Genomic DNA, 23,697 nt, shown 5'->3' on the forward strand with positions numbered 1-23,697 from the left:
ATGACTGTGTACCGCCCCGAACTTCACGTCACCGCCGAACGCGGCATCCTCGAAGGCCCGGCAGGAGTGTTCCGCTCCGGCGGACCCGAGGCCCGCGTGTGGCACATGTTTTACCAGTACCGCCCCGCACCCGGCGAGGCGAGCCGCTGGGGCCACGAGATGAGCGAGGACGACCCGTTTTCCTTCCTCGACTGCAACGACGTCATCGTCCCCGTCGGCGGCGAGACCAACATCCGCGCCGGCGCGGTCACCGAGTCCAACGACGGCAACGGCGTCGACCTGTACTTCTCCTCCGAAACCGCCGCGGGCAACACCGTGCAGATCGCCCACGTGGACAACATCGACGAGCTGTGCGACTTCGACGACGAAGAGTTTGAAGGCGCACCCAACCAGTCCGAGCTGCCCGCCACTCGCCTCGGCGCGGTAGTGGAAGATACCGACGCGGCCGCGAACTTCCGCTCCCCCTGCGTCGTACCCGGCTGGGAAGAGGTCGACGACCGCGGCCAGGGGCATTCCGGTTGCCTCATGCTCGCCGTCACCGGCCCGGTGGAAGCGCCGGTGCCGGTGGTGCTCAGCTCCGAGGACGGGCGTGACTGGCGCCTCCTCGGCCCCTTGACCTTCGAGGGCGACACCGGCTACGACCTGGACACCTCCCTCGTTGCGCCACGCATCATCCGCCTGCGCGACGAAGTCAACGGCGACGTCCGTGACGTTTTGTTTATCACCCTCGAGCGCGACGGCAAGGACACCGCCGTCTACGCCGTGGGCGAGCTGCGCGGCAACGTATTCTCCCTCGAGGGCCCGTTTAGGATCTTGGACCACGGCCACGACTTCACCCGCCCGCGCAACACGAACTATCGCACCAGCGAATCCGACGCGGAAACCCGCTACGAGCGCGCCTACCTCTACGGTTTCATGACGAACACGGACCGCGCCGGCGACCCCACCGAAGAGCCGAACTGGGAGGCCGAGGGCTGGGCCAACGCCCTGACCCTGCCGCGTCGCGTCACGCTGCAGGGCGGGCGCCTCTACCAGGTGCCCGCGCCGGGCCTGCCGGACGCGGTGGACACCACCGACCGCGCGCGCCTGTGGACGGCGCTGTGCGACATCCCCTCCGGCAGCAACGTCACGGTCGAGGTGCTCGACGGCACAGGCGAGGCCGCCGCAGTAATCACGCACGACGGCGACACCCTCACCCTCGACCGCATGGACGGCTCCCCCGCCACCGCCGAGCTGCACGATGCGGATGAGGACAACATCACCGTCATCGTCGACGGTTCCACCATCGAGGTCTACGCCGGCGGCGGCAGCGTGGTGATGTCCTCGCGCATCTGGCCCGAGAGCAACTGCGCCGGCATCCGCGCACGTGCCACGGACGGCGCCGAGATCCAAAGTGAGTGGCGCCGCGGCTACCCCGGCCGCTAAGCCTTGCGCATGCGGATAAGCTGCGCGCGGGCCGTCACCGTCATCTGCTCCGGCAGTTCGTCCACGCGGGCGCGCAGCACCTCCGGGTCGAGGTGGCGCGCCGACGGGCTCATTCCCACCTGCGCCGCGATCGCTTCGCGCTCGAGCTGCATCGGAAACTCAATTGTCTCCGGCTCGCCAACCGCGACCAGGTGACCCTTGGACTGCTCCAAGAGACGTTCCACCTTGCCTTCCTCGACACCCAGGATGCCGAGGGGCTCGCGGAGTTCGTCAAGGTGGCCTTGGTCGGCGACGAGAATGACGGCCTCGCCATCGTCGTGAAGCACGCGCGCGAACTCCGCCGGATTCCGCGGCGCGAACACCACCGCGATGGCGTGAATCGAGCCAGTGCGGAGCGGCAACTGCTCCCACACGTCCGCCACCACGGCGCCGATGCGCGGATGCGCCTTCGCGAGGTGCTTCGCGGCCGGCACCGACACATCCAGGCCAACACCGCGCGCGCCCTCAATCGAATCGAGCGTGTGCGCAAGGTAATACCCGGTGCCAGCACCGACCTCAAGGATCGCCGGGTCCGCGTCACCGGCGCTTCGCTCCACCGCGTCCCCCAACGCGTCGGAAACCGCCTCCACGAACGGGGCGAAGTAGCCGTTAGCCAGGAAGGTCTCGCGGGATTGCACCATCTCCAACGAGTCGCCCTCGTGGCTTAGCCCCGCCCCCGCGGCAAGCGTGACGTATCCCTGGCGGGCCACGTCATAAGAATGCCCCGACTCAGACACGAGGCGGGAAAAATCATCCGCCCCGGCGAGCGGGGTGAGATCGGCCGGGTCGGCCAGCACATCCACAATGTGTTGAAGCATATGGTGATACTACCCGGCTTTCGGTTGGCGAGACTATTCGCCGGCTGCGTCGGTGAGCAGGCGGCCGAGCTCCGCGGCCTCTTCCTTGCTCAGCTCCACCACGAGACGACCGCCGCCGTCCGACGGAATCCGCATCACAATCTTGCGGGATTCCTCCACAGCCTCCATCGGGCCGCTACCGGTGCGCGGTTTCATCGCTGCCATGCGTCATCGCTCCTTCGCTCGTTACAACAGTGTCTACGGCACCTGCTTCGACACCGTCCGCGTCGACAGGTCGCACGGTTTCCGTAGTTTCCGACAATTCTACCCGCGTTTCGCCATCAGCATCTGGCTCCTGGCCCGTCAGCTGCGCAATCAGCGCGTCCACCTGGTCCATGCGGTAGCCGCGGTGGACCACCTCGAGCTGGATGTCGCCGTAGTTGCCCTCCTCGACGGCGCGGCGATTGGCTTCCTTGACCTCCTCCGTCGGTGGCATGGGCGGCAGCGCCTCGCCGCGCCCGAAGACGCCCGCGAAGACGCGCACACCGACGATGCTCAACAGCGCCAGGACCAGAATGAGGATAATCCAGGAAAGCATGACGGCCATTCTACTGCGCCGCCCACGGGGGCCGCTCCGCGACCTCCGCGAACTCCACGACCGACTCACCCGCTAGGCCCGGCGCACCCGCCACACCCGCGCGCGAGAGGATGGTGCGCGCCACCACATCGGCCATGGGCGCGAGCTGATCTAAAGGCCGATTGCGGTGGTGGCGCTCGCCTAGGGGCACTTGGGTGATGGCGGAGGTGCCGTGGGCGCGGGCGACGTCGATAAGCAAGCCCGCCTCCACCCCGTAACCGGCGACGAACGGCACGCGCAAAGCAGTGGCGCGGCGAACAGCGTACTCGCCCGCGAGCGGCTGATCCACGAACTCGAGCTCGGGAAACAGTGCGCGCAGCAGCGGCTTCGCGGTGAGCTCCGTGACCCGGCCGCCCGCCCCGGCGCGTGTGTAGGACGCCTTGACCAGGTGCACGGCGTCGTCGGCGAACGGCGCGGCGAGGGCGTCCACCCAGCCCGGCTCGAGCGAAGTCACATCCGCGTCGACAAACACCACCACGTCCCCGCGCGCCGCCTTCACACCGCGCCACAGCGCTTCGCCTTTGCCCGGCCACGGCTCGCGCGGGTCGATGTCGCGCCAGTTCAGCACCCTCGCCCCGGCTGCCGCGGCCTCACGCGCGGTGGCGTCTGCGGAGTCGGAATCCACCACGATCACCTCATCCGCGCTCGAGGCGAGGCAGGCGCGCACCACCGCGCCGACAGTCGCCTGTTCGTTCAGCGCCGGAATGATAACGGAGATCACGCCAGCCCCCGCACGGTGCCAAGTGGCGCCGCCGCCCCCTGGATCGCCGCGGTCATTCGGATCACGTCCACCGTCTCGCGCACCTCGTGCACCCGAAACGCCGCCACCCCGCGCGCCGCCGCCCACGCCGTAGCCGCCAGGGTCCCCGCCACGCGCTCACCGACGCCGCGGACGACGGTCTCGCCGACGAAGTCCTTGTTCGACAGCGCCATGAGCACCGGCCACCCCGTGGCCACCAGTTCGTCGACGCGCCGCAGCAGCTCCAGGCCGTGGAAGGTGTTCTTGCCGAAGTCGTGCGTCGGATCGATGAACACCCGCTCCTCCGGCACGCCCACGGACGCCGCCCGCTCCGCCAGTGCGCACGTCTCGCGGATCACGTCGGCCACCACGTCGTCAAAGTGCACCCGGTGCGGCCGTGACCTTGGCGTGACCCCGCCGGTGTGCGAGCACACATAGCCCACCCGGTTCGCGCCGGCGACCTCCACCAGCTCCGGGTCCCAGCCTGCCCACGTGTCGTTGACCAGGTCGGCACCGGCGTCGATCGCGGCCTGCGCCACTTCCGCGCGCCACGTGTCCACGCTGATGCTTATCGACGGATGCTTCCGCCTCACCCCCGCTATCACCGGAACCACACGCTCAATTTCCTCGGTGGCCTCCACCGCCTCGCCGGGGCCGGCCTTTACCCCGCCGACGTCGATAATGCTCGCGCCCTGCGCGATCACCTCGTCGGCGCGCGCGAGTGCGGCCTCAACCGCGAACGTGGCGCCCTTGTCGTAGAAGGAGTCGGGTGTGCGATTGACAATCGCCATTACCCGCGCGAGCTCACTCATCCTTTAAACGCTGGTCCGTCATAATCTTGTGGGCCTCCACGATGTGCGCCACAGCCTCCTCCACGGAGTCCGTGACCAAGAAGAGATCCTCGTCGCCGGGCGAGATGAGCCCGCGGGCGAGCTGCTGGTTTTTGATCCAATCCACCAGCCCGGACCAGAACTCGGTGCCCATCAGCACGATCGGGAAGTTGGTCACCTTGCCCGTTTGCACCATGCACAGCACCTCGAAGACCTCGTCCATCGTGCCGAAACCGCCCGGCAGCGAAATGAAAGCCTGCGAGTACTTCAAAAACATGGTCTTGCGGGCGAAGAAATAGCGGAAGTTCAGCCCCAGGTCCACCCAATCGTTCAGGCCCTGCTCAAACGGCAGCTCGATGCCCAGGCCCACCGACATCCCGCCGGCGTTGTGCGCGCCGCGGTTCGGCCCCTCCATCAGCCCCGGGCCGCCGCCGGTGATCACCGCGTAGCCAGCCTCGGTCAGCGCGCGGCCCACTTCGTAGGCCTGCTCGTACTCCGGGGTGCCCTCCCCCAAGCGCGCCGACCCGAACACAGTCACCGCCTTCGGCAGGTCGCTCAACGCGTCGAAGCCGGCCACGAACTCCGACTGGATGCGCATCACCCGCCACGGGTCCTCGTGCTTCCAGTCCGTGCCCGAATGCCCCAGCGACTCCAGCAGGCGCTGGTCGTGGGTGGTGGGCTGCTCGCTCCCGCCGCGCAGCGCAATGGGGCCGCGCAGCTTGCGGTCGCGGTCGGGCCGGGGGTTCATGATCGGGGCCATGGAAAAGTTACGCTTCCTTCTCTTTTGCGGAGAGGTACTGCATGAGCTGCGCAGCCACCTCGCGGATCTGCTCCACCGGGCACTGCTCGTCCGGCTTGTGGGCGAAACCCGGGTCGCCGGGGCCGAAGTTCACGGCAGGGACCCCCAGACTAGAGAAGCGCGCCACGTCCGTCCATCCGAACTTCGCCCGGAAATTGCCGCCCACAGCCTCAACGAGCCCCGCCGCCACAGGGTCGCCAAGCCCCGGCAGGGCCCCGGGTGCGATGTCGTCGTAAGTCAGCGTGAGCTCGTCGTCAAGCTGCAAAACTTGCTCGAGGTGCGCCTTTGCCTCCTCAACTGTGCGATCGGGCGCGTAGCGGAAATTCACGATGAGCCGCGCGGCATCCGGGATCGTGTTCGTGGCCACGAAACCGTCCAGCCCGACGACGTTGAGCCCCTCGCGGTACTCGCACCCGTCGATGGTCACCGTGCGCGGCTCGTACTCCGCAATGCGGGTAAGCGGGCCGGCGAGCATGTGCGCCGCGTTCTGCCCCAGCCAGCTACGCGCCGAATGCGCGCGGGTACCGTGCGCGTCGACGAACACGCGGATCGTGCCCTGGCAGCCAGCCTCCACAATGCCTCCCGACGGCTCGCCAAGCAGCGCAATGTCGCCCGCGAGCAGCTCCGGGTGGTCACGCTCCAAGTGGTAAAGGCCGTTATGTTCGCTGGAAACCTCCTCCGCCTCGTACGCAATGAGCGTGAGGTCGTACGCCGACTTCCCCGGCTCGGCCAAGCGCGCGAAGGCGTGCAGGTAGCAGGCCATTCCCGACTTCATGTCCACGGCGCCGCAACCATAGAGCGTGTCCCCCTCGATTCTGTGGGGAGTGTTGTCCGCCAACGGCACCGTATCGATGTGGCCCGCGAGCACCACCCGCTGCGCACACCCAAAATCGGTGCGCGCGACAACCGTGTTGCCGAAGCGCTGCACCGTCGCGTGCTCCAGGGCGCGCAATTGCTTCTCGACGGCATCCGCTATCTCACCTTCATGAAACGAAGGCGACTCAATATCTATCAGCGCCGCGGTGAGGTCGACGGGGTCTGCGAAAAGATCCAAATCAGTCACGCGACGATTCTACGTTTAGGATTAGCCCCATGGCTTTAGGAGCGCAGGCAGTAGGAATCGCCAACATCGCCATGGACGGCACCGTCCTCGACACCTGGTACCCCAACCCGAAGCTCATCGACGTCGCCACGGACGACCTCGAGTACGCCACCGGCACCGTACGCGTCAGCGCCCACGAGCTGAGCGAGAAGTTCCTGAAACTCATCGGCGCGGACCGCGACCGCCTCGTCGAGCTCGTGCCCGTTCGCACCACCATCACCGACCTGGACGCGCCCGCCGTCGACGCGCACGACGTGTTCCTGCGCCTGCACCTGCTCTCCCACCGCCTGGTCAAACCCGGCGAGATCCGCATGCGCGGCGCCCTTGAGCACCTCGTGCCCGTCGTGTGGACGAACAAAGGCCCGTGCCTGGCCGACAACTTCGAAACCGTGCGCACCAACCTGCGCGCACGCGGGCTCATCCACGTTTACGGCATCGACCGGCTACCGCGCATGGTGGACTACGTCGTGCCCTCCGGCGTGACCATCGCCGAGGCGGAGCGCGTGCGCCTCGGCGCCTACCTCGCCGAGGGGACGTCCGTGATGCGCGAGGGATACGTTTCGTTCAACGCCGGTTCGCTGGGGCCCGCCCGCATCGAGGGCCGCGTGTCGTCCGCCGTCGTGGTGGACGAAGGCACCGACCTGTCACTGTCCAGCGCACTCATGGCCTCACGCATCGGCGAGTTCGACCGCGAGCCCATGCGGGTGGGCAAACACTGCCTTTTGCACCCCTCCTCCGGCGTGATCGGGGTGGACTTGGGCGACCGCTGCGAAATCGGCGTCAACGTCATGCTCGAACCGCAAACCATGGTCTTCGACGTGGCCAGCGGCCGCCAAGTGCCCGCCAGCGAGATCGCGGGATTGGACGATCTGCTCATCGCCCGCGAGCCGTTCACCCCTTCACCGGTGGTGCGCCGCCGCATATAAACCTATGCGCAATGTCCAGGCGCGGGTAGGCACCGTTTAAGGTGACAGCCATGTCGCAACCAGTTTCCCGGGGCGCGGCGGGACAGACCGCGTCACCCGTGGCCGATTCAACCGCGCTCGCGCGCGGGCTGAAAACGCGCCACCTCACCATGATGGGCCTCGGCTCCGCCATCGGCGCCGGGCTCTTCCTCGGCACCGGCGTGGGTATCTCCGCAGCAGGCCCCGCAGTGCTCATCGCCTACCTCATCGCAGGCTTCATCACGGTGTGCTTCATGCAGATGCTCGCCGAAATGGTCGCCGCGCGGCCCTCATCCGGCACATTCTCCACCTACGCGGAACAAGCGTTCGGCCCGTGGGCGGGCTTCGCTATCGGGTGGCTGTACTGGTTCATGATGATCATGATCATGGCCGTCGAGATCACCGGCGCGTCCGCCATCATCGCGGCGTGGTTCGGCATCTCGGCATGGATCCCGGCCCTGATCGCCATCGTGGTGTTCACGGTGATCAACTTCGCGGCTGTGAAGAACTTCGGCGAATTCGAGTTCTGGTTCGCCCTGATCAAAGTCGTGGTCATCGTGGCGTTCCTGGTCATCGGCGTGCTGCTGTGGCTGGGGCTGCTGCCGGGAACGTCGTTCGTGGGCCTGGAGAACGTCCGCGAAGTCGGGTTCATGCCCAACGGCTGGTCCGGCGTGGCCACCGCGTTGCTCGCCGTCGCGTTCGCCTTCGGCGGTATCGAACTGGTCACGGTCGCAGCGGCGGAGTCGGAGAACCCGGAGGCTGGCGTGCACTCGGCGATTCGCTCCATCATTTGGCGCATCGGTTTCTTCTACATCGGCTCGGTGCTTTTGATCACACTGCTTCTGCCGTACGAGCAGATCGGCGGCGCCGACACCGCCGCCGAGTCGCCGTTTACCGCGGTGCTCGAGCTGGCCAACATCCCGGGCGCGGTGGGGCTGATGGAAGCCGTCATCGTCATCGCCCTGCTGTCCGCTTGCAACACGCAGATCTACGGTTCCTCACGCTTCCTGCAGAACCTCGCCGTGCGCGGTGACGCACCCGACGCATTTGCGCTTACCGACGCCCGCGGCGTCCCCGTCCGCGCCGTCGTCGTGTCCGTGATCTTCGGCTTCGTCGCGGTCGCGCTGCAGTACTGGAACCCGCCGGGACTGCTCGCCTTCCTGCTCAACGCGGTTGGCGGATGCCTCATCGTGGTGTGGCTCGTCGTCGCGCTGTCGTTCGTACGCATCCACCCGAAGCTGGTGGCCACCGGCGAAATCACCGACGTGCGCATGTGGGCACCAAACGTTCTGCCGTGGGTGATGATCCTGCTCACCACCGGACTCATCGCACTCATGCTCACCAACCCAGACGGCCGCTTCCAGATGTTCGCCGTCGCCATCGTCGTCGGCGTAATCACCATCCTCGGCCTGATCTGGACCAACACTGACAACTTCAAGCGCAAAAGCGCGCTCAACCCGGAAGGGGCCCGATGAGTACCACGCAAACGTCGACAAGCAATAGCTCCGATCTCGGCACCGGACTGAAATCGCGCCACCTCACACTCATGGGGCTGGGCACCGCCGTCGGCGCCGGCCTGTTCCTCGGCGTCGGCGTGGGTATTCGCGCCGCCGGGCCCGCGATTCTGATCGCCTACGTCATCGCGGGCCTGATCGTCATCTCCGTGATGCGCATGCTCGGCGAGATGGCCGCCGCGCGCCCCAGCTCCGGCTCGTTCGCCACCTACGGGCGCCAAGCCTTCGGGCACTGGGCCGGGTTCCTGCTCGGCTGGATCTACTGGTTCCTGCTGATTATGGCGTGCGGCGCGGAACTCACCGGCGCATCCGCCATCATGGCCGGCTGGTTCTCAGTGCCCCAGTGGGTGCCCGCGCTCGTGGTAGTGGCCGCCCTCACCGCCGTCAACCTCGCGCAGGTGAAAGGCTTCGGCGAGTTCGAGTACTGGTTCGCCATGATCAAGATCGCCGTGATCTTCGCGTTCCTCGTCATCGGCGCCGCGCTGTGGCTCGGACTGCTGCCGGCGAGCGGATTCGTCGGCTTCGGCAACGTCCGCGAATCCGGGTTCGCCCCCAACGGCATCACGGGCGTCGCCGCGGGGCTGCTCGCCGTCGCCTTCGCCTTCGGAGGCATCGAAGTGGTCACCATCGCCGCCGCCGAATCCGAAGACCCGGCGCAAAACGTCAAACGCGCCGTGAACTCCATCATCTGGCGCATCGCACTGTTTTACATCGGCTCCGTGATCGTGATCATCCTGCTGCTGCCGTTCTCCCAGATCGACGGCGCGGACACCGCCGCCGAATCGCCGTTCACCGCCGTGCTCGAAATGGCCAACATCCCTGGCGCCGCCGGATTCATGGAGGCCGTCATCGTGCTCGCGCTGCTCTCCGCGTTCAACGCGCAGATCTACGGCACGTCCCGCCTCGCCTACCAGCAAGCGCTCGAGGGCGACGCGCCGCGCTGGATGGCAAAGACCAACTCCAACGCCGCGCCGATCAACTCCGTGCTGGTCAGCGTGTTCTTCGCCTTCGTGGCCGTCGGCCTGCAGTGGTGGAACCCGCCCGGGATGATCGACTTCATCATGGCCGCAACCGGCGGATGCCTCATCGTCGTGTGGATCATGATCACGCTCAGCTACATCAAACTGCACCCCGAGATCAAGAACTCGGCCGTCCAGGTGCGCGGCGCGTCGTGGGTTCCGTGGGTCACGCTCGTCGCGTTGCTGGGGCTTGTCGTGCTCATGCTTTTCGACGACGCCTCCCGCTCCCAGGTCATCTCCGTGACCATCCTGTCATTCATCTTGGTTGGGCTTTCGCTGTTGACGAAGCACCGCGGGCCTATCTCGCGTCAGGCAACTGATGCCCTAAAGTAGGCGCCATGACGACAGAAACACAGGCCACATCCGCCACTGCCGCACCGTCCGAACGCTCCGCCCACGCCCGCGGCCTTGCCACCGTCACCCACGACGGCACCGTCCTCGACGTCTGGTACCCCGCCCCGAAACTGGGCGGCGCCACCGAGACCGGCACGCGCCGCATCGAGGAGCAGGATCCCCGCTTCGAGCATCTCGAGGGCCCGGACGAGGACCGAGGCGTGGCCCGCGTGGCCGTGGAAACGTCGATCGCTGACCTGGACGCCCCGGCCGTGGACGCCTACGACGTCTACCTGCGTCTGCACCTTCTGTCGCACCGCCTCATCCGCCCGCACGGCGCCAACATGGACGGCGTGTTCGGCCTGTTGTCCAACGTGGTGTGGACCAATTACGGCCCCTGCGCCGTCGACGACTTCCAGATGACGCGCGCCCGCCTCGCCGCCCGCGGCCCCGTGGTCGTGTACTTGGTGGACAAGTTCCCCCGCATGGTGGATTACGTGGTCCCCTCGGGCGTGCGCATCGGCGACGCGGACCGCATCCGCCTCGGCGCACACCTGGCGGAGGGCACGACCGTGATGCACGAAGGCTTCGTGAACTTCAACGCGGGCACGCTCGGCGCGTCGATGGTTGAGGGCCGCATCTCCGCCGGCGTGATCGTCGGCGACGGCACCGACATCGGCGGCGGCGCCTCCATCATGGGCACGCTGTCCGGCGGCGGCAAGGAGACCATCACGCTCGGCGAGCGCTGCCTGCTCGGCGCGAACGCTGGCGTGGGCATTTCGCTTGGCGACGACTGCATCGTCGAAGCCGGCCTCTACGTCACCGCCGGCACCAAGGTCGTGCTGACCGAACAGGTGGCAGAAGCACTGGGCAAGCAGACGGGCGAAGAGATCAAGGCGCTTGAGCTGTCCGGGGCGAACGGGCTGCAGTTCCGCCGCAACTCCGTCACCGGTTCCGTCGAGGCGGTGCCCGCCAAGGGCATCGAGCTCAACGAGGCCCTGCACAAGAACTAGCTGTACAGCAACCAGCTGTACAGGAACCAGCTGTACAGTAACCTCCTATCACCACCCCCTCCACCGCGATCCCCGCCCGCGTCCTGCGCGACGGGGATCTTTTCGTGCGTGGCTCGGTGCTCTTGTTTTAGGCGCAGGGCTCCTCGACGCTGAGTTTTTAGGTGCAGGGTTTCTAGGCGCTGGGTTTTTAGGCGTTGGTGAGGATGTGTGCGGCGCCGTAGGGGTGGGTGGTGTTTGGTACGGGTGTGCCGTTGGGCGATACCCAGCAGGTGGTGCCGTTTACCCGTTGCATTCCGCCGCGGCGGTTGTTGTGTGCGGGGTTGTCGTGGTTGATGCGGTTGTGGTAGCTGCACAGCATGGCCAGGTTCGACATGTTGGTTTCGCCACCTTGGGAGTATGCGGTGACGTGGTGGACTTGGCAGTACTCGGAGGCGTGTTTGCAGCCCGGCCACGGGCACACCGTGTGGGTCATTTTCGCGAGTGTGCGCTGCTTGTCGTTGGCGTAGCGGGCGCTGCGGTACAGGTTGACTGCGCCTTCGTGGGGGTGGAACAGTGCCACTTCGGAAAGTTCGGGGCGCATGGCGAGGTATTCGGCGCCGGTGATGGTGGTGCCGTCGGAAAGCCCAAGCACGACCTCGTCGCCGTCGCCGGCCATGATGCGCATGTGTTGTTCCAGGGTCACCACCACAATGGGCCGCGGTTGTGCGTGGGCGATACCGCCGCCGTCTTTGCGGATGAGTTTCAAAAAGCGGCGCAGCATTTGCGGCCCTGCGGGTTTGGTCGTGTCGATGTCTTGGCGCAGGTAGTGCTCCAAGTCGGCGAGGTCGCGTTCGTCGGCGGTGAGAAACAACGAGCGCAGCCCGTTGGAGGATTGGGTCAGCCGCAGCGATTTGGTGCGGTGGAATTTCTTCTCCGGCACGACCTTCGCGATGCGGGTTTCCAGCTGGCGGTAGGTGGCGGGCTCGGCGAGGAGTTCGAGGCGTAGGTTCCAGCGCGCGACGCGGTCTTTGATGTGGGCGATGCGGCGCTCGATAAGGCGGAGTTGGTCGAGGCTGAACGCGCTTTGCGCGGCGAGGCGGCGGGCTTCGGTGGCTTTGTAGGCGAAGCGTTTTTCGCCGTAGTAGGTGTCGTGGAGTTTTTGCCACTGGGTGGCAACGGCCGGGTCGAACCCGGCGGCGAGTGCTGTGGGCCGGTCGAACCCGTCGAGGGCGTCGATGGTGGGCCCGGTTTTAAGGTAGCGGTCGAATCCTGTCATAGCCCGGCACGCTAAACGTCCACGCAAGCGTCGTAAAGCCCTGCCTGCGAAAACTGTGGATAACTTTGTCCAGCCACCCCAGTTATCCACAGTTCGCGTCAGAGGCGTTGCGAAGCCTCCGCGATACGCGTAAACAGTGGAAGTTTACTCCCCCGTTACGGGGACCACCTTGGGCTTACCAAAGGTCCAAAACTTGTTGATGATGAAGTTCACCGGCATCGCCACAAACGTCGAGATTGCTTGCGCCCAGTAAGACTTGGTGCGGAAGCCGGTCGAATCGTCGAAGACGTGGTCAGGAAGGCCGATGGGTGAGGTGGGGTTCATCAGCAGCGTCATCAAAGTCAACGACACCGCGAATGCCAGCACGCCGGTCGCCAGGAACGGAAAGTAGCCCGACAGCCACGAGCGCTTCGACACGCCCTTGAACGTCCATGAGCGGTTCAACTGGTAGTTCCACGTGTTGGCAAGCAAGAACGCCACCGTGGACAGCACGTGGTAGTAACGGACGTTCCAGCGGGTGTTGAAGATCTGGGTGACCACGTCGTTCGCGTGGAGGCCGAACCCGCCCTCAAGGAGCTTGTTCGCCAAGTAGAACACGACGAAGTTTACCAGCACGCCGGAGCCGCCGACGATGCCGAACTTTATGAACTCGCGCAGGCTAGCCACCACGCGCATGGCGTAGCTTCCGCCTTGGCCCTTCGCCGGGTGGACGGTGGCGCTCGGGTCTGTCTCAAACACGCACTTACGACCTCAGGCGGTGGGAGGCCTCGGCGATCTTCTCGTTGCTCGCCGTCAACCCAACGCGCACGTGGTTCGCGCCGGCGGGGCCGTAGAAGTCACCGGGGGCGGCGAGGATGCCGCGTTCGGCGAGCCAGTCGAGGGCTTGGCGGGAGTTCATGCCTTCGCGGCGGGACCAGAGGTAGAGGCCGGCGTCGGAGGCGTCGATGGTAAAGCCCGCCTCGGTGAGCCCCTTCATGAGCTCGACGCGGCGCTGCGCGTACTCGGCGCGCTGCAGCTTCTCCTGCGCGTCGTCTTCGAGTGCGGCGACCATCGCGTGCTGGATCGGGCCGGGCACCATGAGGCCGGAGTGCTTGCGCACGAGCAGCAGCTCCTGAACGAGGCGGGTGTCGCCGGCGATGATGCCAGCGCGGTAAGACGCGAGGTTCGACGACTTCGACAGGGAGTGCAGCGCGAGCAGTCCGGTGTTGTCGCCGCCGGTGACATCCGGGTGCAGGATAGACACTGGTTCTTTGGACCAGCCGAGGGCGAGGTAGCACTCGTCGGAGGCGATGATCGCGCCGGTGTCGCGCGAAAACGCGACCCAATCGCGCAGCTGGGCTGCGTCGAGGACGGCTCCGGTGGGGTTGGAGGGAGAGTTGAGGTAGACCAGCGCGGCGCCGTCGATAGGCTCATCGGAGCGCACGACCTCGCAGCCCGCCATGAGCGCCCCGACTTCGTACGTCGGGTACGCCACCTCCGGAATCACCACCTTTTGCCCGCGCAGGCCCAACAAGGTGGGCAGCCAGGCGATGGCTTCCTTCGTGCCGATGGTGGGCAGCACCGATTCGCGGTCCAGGCCCGCCATGCCGAAGCGGCGCTCGAGGGCGGCGACCATCGCGTCGCGAAGCTCGGGCGTGCCCATCGTCTGCGGGTAGCCGGGCGCCGCGGCGTGTTCGGCGAGCGCGAGCTGGATCGACGGCGCCACCGGATCCACCGGAGTACCCACGGACAGGTCGATGATGCCGTCCGGGTGCGATGCCGCCTTCGCCTTCACATCGGCGATGGTGTCCCACGGGAAATCGGGCAGGGATGCGCCGAGCGGGGTGCGCTGCATGGCGGCCACCTAGTCCTGGTTCTGGGGCGGCAGCGCCGCGACAAACGGGTGGTCGTAGTCCTGCGGGCCGGTCTTGGCGGCGCCGCCCGGGGAGCCGAGCTCGTCGAAGAAGCCGACGTTGGCGTCGTAGTACTCGCTCCACTCGTCCGGGGTGTCGTCCTCGTAGAAGATGGCCTCGACGGGGCAGGCCGGTTCGCATGCGCCGCAGTCGACGCATTCGTCGGGGTGGATGTAGAGCATGCGCTTGCCCTCGTAGATGCAGTCGACGGGGCACTCTTCAACGCAGCCGCGGTCCTTCACGTCGACGCACGGTTGAGCAATCACGTAAGTCATGCAGTCCAGTATGTCACTTCGCCCGCAGGAGGGGCCAAACGCCGCCCGCAACGCCGGCGAGCAGCAGCACGAGCGCGGACACGTTGGCGGGCACCGGCGCGAAACCTAAGGCAGGAAGCGCGAACAGCGCCGCGAAGAACCCGAGCAGCCACACCCCCAGCGGCACGAGCGCGACCCAGGCCGAAGTGGCACTCCCCCACAGCCGCGCCGTTTTGGTCAGCACGGTGTTGAAACCGAGCGCGGTGAGCGGCATGAGCGCAGACCCCACCGGCGTGCCGAGGTAGACCACTTCGAGCGCGAGCGAGAGCAGCGCCCCGACGGAGAGCCACACGAGGCCTGCCGCGGCTTCCCCGCGGGAGAAGTCGTCGCGCACCACGGGTTGGCTCATAGGGGGATCCCGGTGAGGATGCCTTGGCCGTCGATAAGCGGCTGCCCCGCCCCGAGCTGGTAGTGCTCCACGCGCTGGATGGGCTGGATGATGAGGTTGGACAGCGCGTAGTAGACCACGTCGCCGCCGGTGGTGGCGGAGTGCGGGTTGACGTCGGTGACGCGCCCGTCCGCGATCCACAGCTGGGTCGCGTGTGCGCGCATGGCTGCAATTTTGGCGGAGTAGGCGGCGTCGTCAAGCTGCACGCTCACGTCGGCGTGCTCCACCCCATCGAGCTCGTCAGGGGCGATGCGCCAGCCTGCGGGGGCGGTTGCGGGCATGCGCGCTTCGGTTTCGGCGCGCAGGCGCACGGTGTGCAGGATGCGCGGCACGGGCACCTGCTCGGCCGCGGCGTGCGTGATCTCGTGCGCGCGGATGTGGTCCGGGTGGCCGTACTGCCCGTCGGCGCCGTAGATGAGCGCGAGGTGGGGGCGGAAGGCTTCGAAAATTGCAGCAAGCTTATCGACGCTCCCCTGCCCCCCATTCACAAACGCCCTCACGTTTTCGCTGGCTGGCGAACCCGCCATGCCGGAGTCGCGGTAGCAGCCGGCCCCGCCGAGGAACTGCCCGCGCGCACCCATCGCGGTGAGCGCGTCCTGCAGTTCGCGGATGCGAAAGCCCCCGAGCTGGTCCGCCTCGTCGGCCACGAGCTGCTGGTACGGCTCCCCGATCACCTCGCCTTCCTCGCCCAGGGTGCAGGTGACCACCAGCACGTCCGCGCCGCGGGCCGTGAGGTCGGCGATGGTGCCGCCGGTGGTAATCGCCTCATCGTCCGGGTGGGCGTGCACCGCCACCACCCGGTAGCCTGCCAGATCGCGTGTGCGCATGCGCTCCTCCTCGCTTGCCTAGAACGTACGGGGGTCCACTTTATCGCCCGCCTCGCTGGAAGCGGCGATGCGCGTTTCAAACATCAACGGCACCCACAGCGCCTCATCGGCCTCAAGCTTTGCGACGGCCTCGCGGGCCTGCGCAACCGGCACCTCGCCAGCGAGCACCTGGCGGGCCAGCTCGTCGTTGCCAGCAGAGCAGAACCCGGAGTAATTGCCGGAGCGCACCCCCTCCGGCGGGCACGCCAGCCTGCCCGCCGCGGCCGTGGCGCTCGGGGTGTCCACCTGCCAGGCGACCACCAGGTCCACCTCGTTTTCCGGCAACCCCCGCCCCGCGATCGCGGCGAGCTCCGTGGCCACCAGCCGCGCGCTCACACCAGCGCGGTTGAACAGGTCCACCAGGGATTTCGCGGCAGCCGAAGCCGCCGGGTCCGTCGCGTCCGCCGCCACGCGCAGCGCCCCACGCCGCGTGGCGAACGCCCTGAGCTCCTCAACCCCGTCCACCGGCGGGTAGGCGTGCGGGGCGACTGCAATGTTCTGGGTTCGCTCGGAGGCGATGTGGGCGAGCAGGGGGACGTCGATAAGCGAGCGTGCCTGCCTGCGCACCTGCGCGCTCATGCCGCCTGAGGCCGAAAGCACCACCCCGAGCGTGCGCGGCGTGGTGAACGTGCGCGAGGAGACCCCCTGCACCAGCCCGAGCACTTCCGCGGTGGTGTCGTGGGGCATAAACTCCGCGTACGCCAGCTGGCCGGAACGCAGCTGGTCCGCCGCCTGCGCCGTGTCGCGCAACGTGCTTAAGGTGAGAATGTCCACCTCGGAGGGGCGCGCACCCCAATAACGGTCGTTCCGGTTCAACGTGATGGTGCCGCGCACCCGGTCCGCCTCCGCCATGAGGAAACGGCCCGCGGAAGCCGGAATCGTGTTACGCAGCGCGTAGGAAAAATCCGAGGCGTCCGCCGCGAGCAGGTGCGACGGCAGCAGGTTGGAAAATAGCGCCTTCCACTCGGCCACCGGCTGCGCGAAATCCACGTCAACAGTGTTGCCGCCGGGCCCGCTCACCCGGATCCGCTCAATCGCGCGGTACCCGGCAGGCTCCAGTACGCCCGGGGTGGTGGTCATGCCACGCCACAGGTAGACAAAGTCCCTGCCAGTCACCGGGGTGCCGTCCGACCACTGGGCCTCCGGGGCGATCACGTAGCGCACGCGGAACGGCGCTTGGCCGCCGGGCAGGCGGGAGGCGCCGACGAGGAGGTCTTCGTCGCGCACCCCGTCGCGGAACGCGCTCGGCAGCGTGCGCTCGGCGATGGCGTCCACCACTGCCGAAGCGTCGGAGGCCAAGTGCGGGTTGAAACCGGCGCGCACCGGATCGATGCCCACTTGCAGCTGGGTGCGCGTGCCGGAGTCGTCTTCGCCTTCTGCCCCGGCCGCTGTCGTTGCGGTTTGAGACGTAGTGGTGGTCGGCTGGTCCTGCGGCTCCACCAGCGGCGGCGGGCCGGGGTTCGCGGCGCAAGAGGACACCAAAGCCGCCGCCACGATGACCGCGGCGGCGGCTTTGGTGTTGCGCGTGTGCTTCATCCGGGCCGTTTCGGGCGGCCTACTTCTGCTTCGCGCGGGAGCGGGCGCGGCCGCGCTCGGTGGCGTTCAGGATGATCTTGCGCACGCGCATCGCCTCGGGCGCGATCTCCACGCACTCGTCCTCACCGCAGAACTCGATCGCCTCATCGAGGGACAACGAGCGTGCTTTCTGCAGCGTGACCGTGGCGTCCGCGGTGGCGGAGCGCATGTTGGTCAGCTTCTTCTCCTTGGTGATGTTCACGTCCATGTCCTCGTCGCGGGAGTTCGCGCCGACGACCATGCCCTCGTAGGTCTCCGCGCCCGGCTCGACGAAGAAATCGCCGCGGTCCGCGAGCTGCTGCAGGGCATACGCCGTGACCTGGCCGGATCGGTCGGCCACAAGCGATCCGGTCGGGCGACCCTTAATCTCGCCGGCCCACGGGCGGTGCTCGATGGAGTACGAGTTCGCAATACCGGCGCCGCGGGTCTCGGTGAGGAAGGTGGTGCGGAAACCGATCAGGCCGCGCGACGGCACGTCGAACTCCATACGCACCCAGTCACCGGAACCGGAGTTGGACATCGAGGTCATTTGGCCCTTGCGGTTAGCCATGAGCTGGGTGACGGCACCCTGGTGCTCGCTCGGGGTGTCGATGACCATGTGGTCGTACGGCTCGTAGGTCTTGCCGTCGATCTGCTTCGTCACCACCTGCGGTTTGCCCACGGTGAGCTCGAAGCCCTCGCGGCGCATCGTCTCGATAAGCACGGTGAGCGCCATCTCGCCGCGGCCCTGCACCTCCCAAGCGTCGGGGCGTTCGGTAGGCAGCACCTTGATGGACACGTTACCGATGAGCTCCTGGTCAAGGCGCGCCTTCACCATGCGGGCGGTGAGCTTGTCGCCGCCGTTGCGGCCGGCCATGGGCGAGGTGTTCACGCCGATCGTCATAGAAATAGCCGGATCGTCCACCTTGATGCGTGGCAGCGGCTCGACGTGCTCCGGGTCGCACAGGGTGTCACCGATCATGATCTCGTCGATGCCGGACACAGCCGCGATGTCGCCCGCGACCACGTCGCCGGTCGCCGGCACGCGGTCCAGGCCTTCGGTAACCAAGAGCTCCGCGATCTTGACGTTCTTCACGTGCTGCTCGCCGTCGGCGTCGTAGTGCACCCACGCGACCTGCTGGCCCTTCTTCACAGAGCCCTTATACACGCGGATCAGCGCAATACGGCCGAGGAAGGAGGAGGAGTCCAGGTTGGTCACCTGGGCCTGGAACGGTGCGTCCACGTCTGCGGACGGCTCCGGCAGCACGTCGTAGATCACATCGAACAGCGGCTGCAGGTCCTCGTTGTCCGGCAGGTTGCCGTTGCCCGGGTTCTCCAGGGACGCGCGGCCCGCGCGACCGGAGGTGTAGAGCACCGGCAGCTCGAGCAGGTTCTCGGCGGCCTCGGCGGCCTCCGGGTCCTCCAGCGAGGCGCCAAGCTCCAGCAGCAGGTCCTGCGCTTCCTCGACCACTTCGTCGATACGCGCGTCCGGGCGGTCGGTCTTGTTCACGCAGATGATCACCGGCTTCTTGGCCTCGAGCGCTTTGCCCAGCACGAAGCGGGTCTGCGGCAGGGGGCCCTCGGAAGCGTCGATAAGCAGCACGACGCCGTCCACCATGGACAGGCCGCGCTCCACCTCACCACCGAAGTCGGCGTGGCCCGGGGTGTCAATGACGTTGATCACCAGGTCGGTGCCGCCCTTGCCCTTGCCAGCGCGACGGATCGCGGTGTTCTTGGCCAAAATGGTGATGCCGCGCTCGGACTCGAGCTCGCCGGAGTCCATGACGCGGTCGCCGTGTTCGCCGTGGTCGCCGAACACGCCGGACTGCTCCAGCATGGCGTTGACCAGGGTAGTTTTACCGTGATCGACGTGGGCGACGATGGCTACGTTGCGAAATTCAGGATGCGACACTCGACAGGTCCTTCGGATAGGCGGAAATAACGCCTAAACGATACCCCTGCGATAGCCATATCGCACACGGGCTTAAGCGCTGAGCGACGAACGCAACTGCTCGAAACTCTCCTCGTAGAAACGATCGGCCTTCCCGGTCACGAAGGCTGCCGCCTTGTTACCCCGGTCCGATAGCTCGACGGTGGTGGTGCCGTCGCCATTGTCCGTCGCCTCAATCTGCATGGGCGCCTGGTAATCCTGGGTGAGATAAACGCCGAGGAAGCGGTACTTCAAAACGCTTCCGACGTTGACGGTGATCCGGTCTTCCGTCTTGTCCTTCACGTCGAAGTTCTCGAGGCCGGACAGCCGAGCCTCGATCTCCTCGAGAGGCAGGTCCGTAGTGAAAGTGTAGGCATCCATCGTGCTTCATCCTTTCAGTCATGTGCAACGGATGGACACCAATTAGGGTACGCCGATTTTCAGTAACACATGCCCAGAAAATCGAATTCACAGTTGCCAAAGTTGCTGAAGTGACTAAAGTGACAGTTTGTGCGTATCTGCCAGACTTTTCCCAGGACCCTCGCTAGGGCGGTCGCGGCGACTCTCATTGCCACCTCAGCTGCGGCCTCATCGCTGCCCGCAGCCCAGGCCCAATCCTCGAAGTACGTCGATAACTTGGGTCGCCCGACGCCCTACACCGTGCGCCAGGTCAACGCTTTTGCCGACCAGCCTTACGTTCCGGAAAAGGTGGGCAACGCCCTGCGCACTGCCGTGCAGTTCTACTCCGGCACAGGCGAGCTGGGCGGTCCCCCGTTGCCCGCCGATGCCCCGCCGTTCACCCAGTTCTACTGGCCCACCGTCTCCGGCAACTGCATGGGCAAGGGGCTGCACTCCACGGCGTCGGCAATCGCAGTGCCGGGGCCCACTCGCACCCCGGCACCGGGTGCAGGTCCGGGCCAGGCCACTTTTGTCTTCACGGCACTCGGCACTCCAGCAGCCGCGAAGCAACAGGGAATGATGAAGGCCTACTGGATCAACCTGAGCAATCTGCGCACCGGTGTAACGCCATTGGGCAACAACGGGATTAACCCAACAGGACCGTCCACCCTGTCTGCCACGGCGGCGACGGGGCCGGGCCGTGTCCTCGCAGTTATCGACGGAAGCGTGCGGACCGTCGAGAACACCTGCGCCTTTGCTCCCACCGCCGCGATGTTCAACGTGAGGTAATCATGGCAACCGACTTGCACCCGGTGAAGCAGGAGACGTTCGACACCGCGTCCAACACCAACACGGACCCGAAGGGCTACTTGCGCGACGTGGACACGTTCCGCGTCACCGATTTCGGCCTGTACATGGCCCGCGGCGCGAACCACCCGGAGTTCGGCTACCTGGAAAGCTGGCTGCTTCCCGAGCTCGGTCTGCGTGCCAACATCTTCCACTACCGCGAGGGCGAGGAGCGCGCCCAGGACTTCTACTTCGACGTCGCAGACATCGCCACCGACGGCAAGGTGTGGCACTCCCGCGACCTCTACGTCGACCTCATCTCGCTCACCGGCAACCCGATCGACGTCGAGGACATCGACGAGTTGGCCGCCGCCACCTCCGCCGGCCTGATCACGGCCGAGGAGGCTGAGAAGGCTATCGACGTCACCCTCAACGCGGTCGAGGGCATCACCCGCCACGGCGACGACGCCATGGAGTGGCTGCGCTCGCTTGGCATCGAGCTGACGTGGGCCGACGACGTCGAGCTCACTCCAGTGGGTTAAGCGGGTGCACCGTGGTAGGTTGAACCAGCTTCCACGACACCTGCTCCTGAAAGGATCCGCTCATGGCCGGTGGCCTGCTTGCATTGCTTGACGACGTGGCGCTTATCGCCCGTTCCGCCGCCTCCAGCGTCGACGACGTCGCCGCGCTCACTGCGAAGACCTCGGCGAAAGCCGCAGGCGTGGTCATCGACGATGCCGCGGTGACCCCGCAGTACGTCTCCGGCGTGACCCCGGCGCGGGAGCTGCCGATGATTTGGCGCATCACGAAGGGCAGCCTGCGCAACAAGCTGCTCATCATTTTGCCGATCGCGCTGCTGCTCAACGCGTTCGCTCCGTGGGCGCTCACCCCGATCCTGATGGTTGGCGGCGCCTACCTGTGCTTCGAGGGCGCGGAGAAGATCGTTCACAAGCTCACGGCGGACAACGAGGCGGAGCAGGAACGCGCGGTGAACAAGTCCGAGGCGGATGAGGACGCGCTGGTGCAAAGCGCGATCACCACCGACCTCATCTTGAGTGCGGAGATCATGATCATCTCCCTCGACGGGATTAAAGATCAGTCGGTCGCGATGCAGTTTGCTGTGCTCGTTGCAGTCGGCGTGCTTATCACCGCGGCTGTATACGGCGCGGTTGGGTTGCTGGTGAAGATCGACGACATCGGCCGCCGCTGGATTGAGAAGGACAAGGCGCCGAAGCTGGGCCATGCGATGGTGAAAGGCATGCCGCACGTACTCAACGCGATCGGCGTGATTGGCACGGTTGCCATGCTCTGGGTCGGCGGCCACCTCATCGTGCGCGGGTTCCACGAGGTGTTCGGCTGGCACTGGCCGCACGACATCGCAGAGCGCGGCATGGAGGCTGTAGGCGGTGGGTTCGCCGGGTGGATGGTGGAAACCGGCGTCTCGCTCGTGGCCGGTCTCATCACTGGCTTCATCGTCCTTGCGGTAGTGACGCTTGCGAAGCGGGTGTTCGGGGCGGACGCAAAGGAAGAGGCGGCGACCCATTAAGGTTTCCTAGCGAGTACGCGGAAAGGAGGCGCCGGTGGCACCGAAGCTGTACCCGTTGGCTCCTTCAACGTGGGGCGCGGGCAGGGAGATCCCGGTCGGCCACATCTCTCAGGCCGCGTTGTTCTCGGATTTCGCAGGCCAGCGCGGCTCGAGCTACTTCGAGGTGGTACTTGAGGCCAACCCGCTGAATTCCTCGTGGCGCGTGCGTCGCCGCGGCACTGCGGAGCGCCCCGGGCCGGTGCTTGGCGAAATCGCACCGGAGTTGCGCGCGCTGTTTCCAGAGGTGGAGCGTGTGCACACCTCGCTGCTGCGCCCGGTCACCCTCGCGGCGGTGAAGCTGCAGACGGATTCGGGCCGCTTCGACGTGGACGTGCTGCTTCCCGAGCCGCAGCTCGTGGTACCGCGCAACGACGCCCCGGAAACCGCCGCGGTGCTTCCGGCCGGCGACATGTTCGTCGTGGACACCTCCACAGGCGAATTCGACGCCGACGAGCTCGCCTCCCGCTCCCCCGGACAGTGGTTGGTGGGCTTGCAGCTTATCGACGGCTCCGTGGTGGCCACCCTCTCCGGCCGCGTACTGGGAAGCTTCGCCGAAAGCGACAACGACACCCTCGCGGAATGGGCTCAAGGGTTTGAACCCGGCGGCCTTTGGGCGCGAGCTGTGTTGCTCGACGGTATGGCCGCACTCGACGCCGGCGCCCCCGAGGAAGGCGCCGCCGAGGTGCCGGCGCTTTCTGCGCCCGATCAGCGCGGCGGCGGCGCGCTGCACCCGTGGCAGCTCATCGAGTTCCCCGACGGCGGCTGGGCCGTGAGCGTGGTGCGTGACGCCGCGGTGGATCCGGGCGACATCGTCAAGCCACGCCACACTGCCCGCTACGTCTCGCTGGAAGGCGAGGCCCGCCCCGAAGAACTCGGCGCGCCGACCGAGATGTTCAACCGCGTGGAGCACCCGGAGCCAGCCCCGGGCCGGCAAGTGGTTTCCGCGCCCGCCACCCACGCCGCACAACGCGGCGAGTACCTCACCGAGGTGGAGAAGGTGCAGCTGCGGCGGCGCAATGATGTGAAGCGGCGCGGTGGGCGGCACCGTCGATAAGCAAAAGCTCCTACCATGGGTGGCGTACGATTTCCCCGACCGTGAAGGAGCACATCATGGCTGACAACGGCCCCAACCCGTACGTTGTTGATATTGAGAAGGCGACGCTGGACAACGAGGCGTTCCGCGACACCCTGTGGACCGGCAAGAACCTCCAGCTGACGGTCATGACCATCCCGCCGGGCGGCGAGATCGGCGCCGAGATCCACGAAGGCCACGACCAGTTCCTGCGCCTCGAAGAGGGCGAGCTGCGCGCGCAGCTCGGCGCATCCGAGAACGACCTCGAAGTCGACCAGGTCATCGGCGCGGACTGGGCCGCGTTCGTGCCGAGCGGCAAGTGGCACAACTTCGTCAACGAGTCGGACAAGCCGGCGAAGCTGTACTCCATCTACGCACCGCCAGAGCACGAGCCGGGTACCCGCCACGAGACGAAGGACGAGGCGGACAACGACCCGCAGGAGACCGCGGGCGTCTAACCGCGCG

General features: G+C 66.6%; 26 protein-coding genes. 10 read left to right on the forward strand and 16 right to left on the reverse strand.

From position 1 onward, the window contains the following. Nucleotides 1–1,425, forward strand: coding sequence for a GH32 C-terminal domain-containing protein (locus HWX32_RS06595; protein WP_175935252.1), 1,425 nt, complete (start codon nt 1–3; stop codon nt 1,423–1,425). On the opposite strand, the gene HWX32_RS06600 is transcribed toward HWX32_RS06595, so the two are convergent. Genes HWX32_RS06600 through dapE form a run of 7 tightly spaced genes read right to left on the reverse strand, consistent with a single transcriptional unit; the run spans nt 1,422 to nt 6,329 of the window. Then, a complete protein-coding gene (locus HWX32_RS06600) occupies nt 1,422–2,282 on the reverse strand; it encodes a methyltransferase domain-containing protein (protein WP_175935253.1) in 861 nt (286 codons plus the stop codon). The genes HWX32_RS06595 and HWX32_RS06600 overlap by 4 nt on opposite strands. 33 nt (nt 2,283–2,315) lie before the next feature. Next, nucleotides 2,316–2,486, reverse strand: a complete 171-nt coding sequence (locus tag HWX32_RS06605) for a DUF3117 domain-containing protein (protein ID WP_075467227.1) — start codon at nt 2,484–2,486, stop codon at nt 2,316–2,318. Continuing rightward, the gene (locus tag HWX32_RS06610; RefSeq protein WP_175935254.1) at nt 2,458–2,859 is read right to left on the reverse strand and encodes a cell division protein DivIVA; all 402 of its coding nucleotides are present in this window, start codon (nt 2,857–2,859) and stop codon (nt 2,458–2,460) included. The genes HWX32_RS06605 and HWX32_RS06610 overlap by 29 nt, the downstream gene beginning before the upstream one ends. Before the next feature lie 10 nt (nt 2,860–2,869). After that, nucleotides 2,870–3,619 (reverse strand): glucosyl-3-phosphoglycerate synthase, encoded by a 750-nt coding sequence (locus tag HWX32_RS06615; RefSeq protein WP_254868314.1) that lies wholly within the window; start codon nt 3,617–3,619, stop codon nt 2,870–2,872. After that, nucleotides 3,616–4,449: a dihydropteroate synthase gene (gene folP / locus HWX32_RS06620; RefSeq protein ID WP_254868315.1), complete on the reverse strand. Its 834-nt coding sequence runs from the start codon at nt 4,447–4,449 to the stop codon at nt 3,616–3,618. The genes HWX32_RS06615 and folP overlap by 4 nt, the downstream gene beginning before the upstream one ends. Further along, complete coding sequence (locus tag HWX32_RS06625) at nt 4,442–5,227, reverse strand: TIGR00730 family Rossman fold protein (RefSeq protein ID WP_175935255.1); 786 nt, start codon at nt 5,225–5,227, stop codon at nt 4,442–4,444. The genes folP and HWX32_RS06625 overlap by 8 nt, the downstream gene beginning before the upstream one ends. A gap of 7 nt (nt 5,228–5,234) precedes the next feature. Continuing rightward, on the reverse strand, nt 5,235–6,329 hold the full coding sequence (dapE, locus tag HWX32_RS06630; protein WP_175935256.1) for a succinyl-diaminopimelate desuccinylase: 1,095 nt from the start codon (nt 6,327–6,329) through the stop codon (nt 5,235–5,237). Between the two features lie 29 nt (nt 6,330–6,358). Between dapE and HWX32_RS06635 the strand changes: the two genes are divergently transcribed. From HWX32_RS06635 to dapD, 4 genes are read left to right on the forward strand one after another with little or no spacing between them, the layout of a single operon-like run. Beyond that, nucleotides 6,359–7,294, forward strand: coding sequence for a succinyltransferase (locus HWX32_RS06635; RefSeq protein WP_175935257.1), 936 nt, complete (start codon nt 6,359–6,361; stop codon nt 7,292–7,294). 50 nt (nt 7,295–7,344) lie between these two features. Beyond that, a complete protein-coding gene (locus tag HWX32_RS06640) occupies nt 7,345–8,787 on the forward strand; it encodes an amino acid permease (RefSeq protein WP_175935258.1) in 1,443 nt (480 codons plus the stop codon). Continuing rightward, the gene (locus HWX32_RS06645; RefSeq protein WP_254868316.1) at nt 8,784–10,178 is read left to right on the forward strand and encodes an amino acid permease; all 1,395 of its coding nucleotides are present in this window, start codon (nt 8,784–8,786) and stop codon (nt 10,176–10,178) included. Before HWX32_RS06640 ends, HWX32_RS06645 begins: the two co-directional genes overlap by 4 nt. 5 nt (nt 10,179–10,183) lie before the next feature. After that, nucleotides 10,184–11,191 carry a 2,3,4,5-tetrahydropyridine-2,6-dicarboxylate N-succinyltransferase gene (gene dapD / locus HWX32_RS06650; protein WP_175935259.1) on the forward strand — a complete coding sequence of 336 codons (1,008 nt, stop codon included), beginning with the start codon at nt 10,184–10,186 and terminating at the stop codon, nt 11,189–11,191. Nucleotides 11,192–11,378: 187 nt separating this feature from the next. Here dapD and HWX32_RS06655 read toward each other — a convergent pair whose 3' ends face one another. From HWX32_RS06655 to HWX32_RS06695, 9 genes are all read right to left on the reverse strand, one after another. Next, nucleotides 11,379–12,446 carry an HNH endonuclease signature motif containing protein gene (locus tag HWX32_RS06655; RefSeq protein ID WP_075468477.1) on the reverse strand — a complete coding sequence of 356 codons (1,068 nt, stop codon included), beginning with the start codon at nt 12,444–12,446 and terminating at the stop codon, nt 11,379–11,381. A gap of 144 nt (nt 12,447–12,590) precedes the next feature. Next, nucleotides 12,591–13,121, reverse strand: a complete 531-nt coding sequence (locus tag HWX32_RS06660; RefSeq protein WP_175935490.1) for a GtrA family protein — start codon at nt 13,119–13,121, stop codon at nt 12,591–12,593. Nucleotides 13,122–13,188: 67 nt separating this feature from the next. Continuing rightward, nucleotides 13,189–14,280: a succinyldiaminopimelate transaminase gene (gene dapC, locus HWX32_RS06665; RefSeq protein WP_175935260.1), complete on the reverse strand. Its 1,092-nt coding sequence runs from the start codon at nt 14,278–14,280 to the stop codon at nt 13,189–13,191. Nucleotides 14,281–14,289: 9 nt separating this feature from the next. Continuing rightward, nucleotides 14,290–14,613 (reverse strand): ferredoxin, encoded by a 324-nt coding sequence (gene fdxA / locus HWX32_RS06670; RefSeq protein ID WP_175935261.1) that lies wholly within the window; start codon nt 14,611–14,613, stop codon nt 14,290–14,292. A 13-nt stretch (nt 14,614–14,626) separates the two neighbouring features. After that, entirely contained in the window at nt 14,627–15,001 is a 375-nt protein-coding gene (locus HWX32_RS06675) for a hypothetical protein (RefSeq protein ID WP_175935262.1), read from the reverse strand. Next, nucleotides 14,998–15,867 (reverse strand): N-acetyl-1-D-myo-inositol-2-amino-2-deoxy-alpha-D-glucopyranoside deacetylase, encoded by an 870-nt coding sequence (mshB, locus tag HWX32_RS06680; protein WP_175935263.1) that lies wholly within the window; start codon nt 15,865–15,867, stop codon nt 14,998–15,000. Before mshB ends, HWX32_RS06675 begins: the two co-directional genes overlap by 4 nt. An 18-nt stretch (nt 15,868–15,885) precedes the next feature. Beyond that, nucleotides 15,886–17,442 carry an ABC transporter family substrate-binding protein gene (locus HWX32_RS06685; protein ID WP_175935264.1) on the reverse strand — a complete coding sequence of 519 codons (1,557 nt, stop codon included), beginning with the start codon at nt 17,440–17,442 and terminating at the stop codon, nt 15,886–15,888. A 19-nt stretch (nt 17,443–17,461) separates the two neighbouring features. After that, nucleotides 17,462–19,372, reverse strand: coding sequence for a translational GTPase TypA (gene typA / locus HWX32_RS06690; RefSeq protein WP_175935265.1), 1,911 nt, complete (start codon nt 19,370–19,372; stop codon nt 17,462–17,464). Nucleotides 19,373–19,444: 72 nt separating this feature from the next. Beyond that, on the reverse strand, nt 19,445–19,771 hold the full coding sequence (locus tag HWX32_RS06695) for a hypothetical protein (protein ID WP_175935266.1): 327 nt from the start codon (nt 19,769–19,771) through the stop codon (nt 19,445–19,447). A 129-nt stretch (nt 19,772–19,900) separates the two neighbouring features. Here HWX32_RS06695 and HWX32_RS06700 point away from each other — a divergent pair, with 129 nt between their 5' ends. The 5 genes from HWX32_RS06700 (at nt 19,901) to HWX32_RS06720 (ending at nt 23,690) form a co-directional block, all read left to right on the forward strand. Next, nucleotides 19,901–20,578 (forward strand): hypothetical protein, encoded by a 678-nt coding sequence (locus HWX32_RS06700; protein WP_254868317.1) that lies wholly within the window; start codon nt 19,901–19,903, stop codon nt 20,576–20,578. Nucleotides 20,579–20,580: 2 nt separating this feature from the next. Continuing rightward, nucleotides 20,581–21,117 carry a DUF402 domain-containing protein gene (locus HWX32_RS06705; RefSeq protein WP_175935267.1) on the forward strand — a complete coding sequence of 179 codons (537 nt, stop codon included), beginning with the start codon at nt 20,581–20,583 and terminating at the stop codon, nt 21,115–21,117. 62 nt (nt 21,118–21,179) lie between these two features. Continuing rightward, the gene (locus HWX32_RS06710) at nt 21,180–22,121 is read left to right on the forward strand and encodes a DUF808 domain-containing protein (RefSeq protein WP_175935268.1); all 942 of its coding nucleotides are present in this window, start codon (nt 21,180–21,182) and stop codon (nt 22,119–22,121) included. A 34-nt stretch (nt 22,122–22,155) separates the two neighbouring features. Further along, entirely contained in the window at nt 22,156–23,214 is a 1,059-nt protein-coding gene (locus tag HWX32_RS06715; protein ID WP_175935269.1) for a hypothetical protein, read from the forward strand. Between the two features lie 56 nt (nt 23,215–23,270). Continuing rightward, nucleotides 23,271–23,690, forward strand: a complete 420-nt coding sequence (locus HWX32_RS06720; RefSeq protein WP_075467870.1) for a cupin domain-containing protein — start codon at nt 23,271–23,273, stop codon at nt 23,688–23,690. The last annotated feature ends 7 nt before the right edge of the window (nt 23,691–23,697 follow it).

It is taken from the genome of Corynebacterium sp. Marseille-P4321, from assembly GCF_903645305.1.
GTDB lineage: Bacteria > Actinomycetota > Actinomycetes > Mycobacteriales > Mycobacteriaceae > Corynebacterium.

Bases quoted from the DNA above. Each gene is read 5' to 3' on its own strand.
- HWX32_RS06695 (WP_175935266.1), bottom strand. From the start codon at position 19,771: ATGGATGCCTACACTTTCACTACGGACCTGCCTCTCGAGGAGATCGAG.
- HWX32_RS06625 (WP_175935255.1), bottom strand. From the start codon at position 5,227: ATGGCCCCGATCATGAACCCCCGGCCCGACCGCGACCGCAAGCTGCGC.
- dapD (WP_175935259.1), top strand. From the start codon at position 10,184: ATGACGACAGAAACACAGGCCACATCCGCCACTGCCGCACCGTCCGAA.
- HWX32_RS06655 (WP_075468477.1), bottom strand. From the start codon at position 12,446: ATGACAGGATTCGACCGCTACCTTAAAACCGGGCCCACCATCGACGCC.
- HWX32_RS06675 (WP_175935262.1), bottom strand. From the start codon at position 15,001: ATGAGCCAACCCGTGGTGCGCGACGACTTCTCCCGCGGGGAAGCCGCG.
- HWX32_RS06605 (WP_075467227.1), bottom strand. From the start codon at position 2,486: ATGGCAGCGATGAAACCGCGCACCGGTAGCGGCCCGATGGAGGCTGTG.
- mshB (WP_175935263.1), bottom strand. From the start codon at position 15,867: ATGCGCACACGCGATCTGGCAGGCTACCGGGTGGTGGCGGTGCACGCC.
- HWX32_RS06595 (WP_175935252.1), top strand. From the start codon at position 1: ATGACTGTGTACCGCCCCGAACTTCACGTCACCGCCGAACGCGGCATC.
- folP (WP_254868315.1), bottom strand. From the start codon at position 4,449: ATGAGTGAGCTCGCGCGGGTAATGGCGATTGTCAATCGCACACCCGAC.
- HWX32_RS06660 (WP_175935490.1), bottom strand. From the start codon at position 13,121: ATGCGCGTGGTGGCTAGCCTGCGCGAGTTCATAAAGTTCGGCATCGTC.
- dapC (WP_175935260.1), bottom strand. From the start codon at position 14,280: ATGCAGCGCACCCCGCTCGGCGCATCCCTGCCCGATTTCCCGTGGGAC.
- HWX32_RS06610 (WP_175935254.1), bottom strand. From the start codon at position 2,859: ATGCTTTCCTGGATTATCCTCATTCTGGTCCTGGCGCTGTTGAGCATC.
- HWX32_RS06705 (WP_175935267.1), top strand. From the start codon at position 20,581: ATGGCAACCGACTTGCACCCGGTGAAGCAGGAGACGTTCGACACCGCG.
- HWX32_RS06710 (WP_175935268.1), top strand. From the start codon at position 21,180: ATGGCCGGTGGCCTGCTTGCATTGCTTGACGACGTGGCGCTTATCGCC.
- HWX32_RS06685 (WP_175935264.1), bottom strand. From the start codon at position 17,442: ATGAAGCACACGCGCAACACCAAAGCCGCCGCCGCGGTCATCGTGGCG.
- fdxA (WP_175935261.1), bottom strand. From the start codon at position 14,613: ATGACTTACGTGATTGCTCAACCGTGCGTCGACGTGAAGGACCGCGGC.
- HWX32_RS06640 (WP_175935258.1), top strand. From the start codon at position 7,345: ATGTCGCAACCAGTTTCCCGGGGCGCGGCGGGACAGACCGCGTCACCC.
- HWX32_RS06600 (WP_175935253.1), bottom strand. From the start codon at position 2,282: ATGCTTCAACACATTGTGGATGTGCTGGCCGACCCGGCCGATCTCACC.
- HWX32_RS06645 (WP_254868316.1), top strand. From the start codon at position 8,784: ATGAGTACCACGCAAACGTCGACAAGCAATAGCTCCGATCTCGGCACC.
- HWX32_RS06720 (WP_075467870.1), top strand. From the start codon at position 23,271: ATGGCTGACAACGGCCCCAACCCGTACGTTGTTGATATTGAGAAGGCG.
- HWX32_RS06635 (WP_175935257.1), top strand. From the start codon at position 6,359: ATGGCTTTAGGAGCGCAGGCAGTAGGAATCGCCAACATCGCCATGGAC.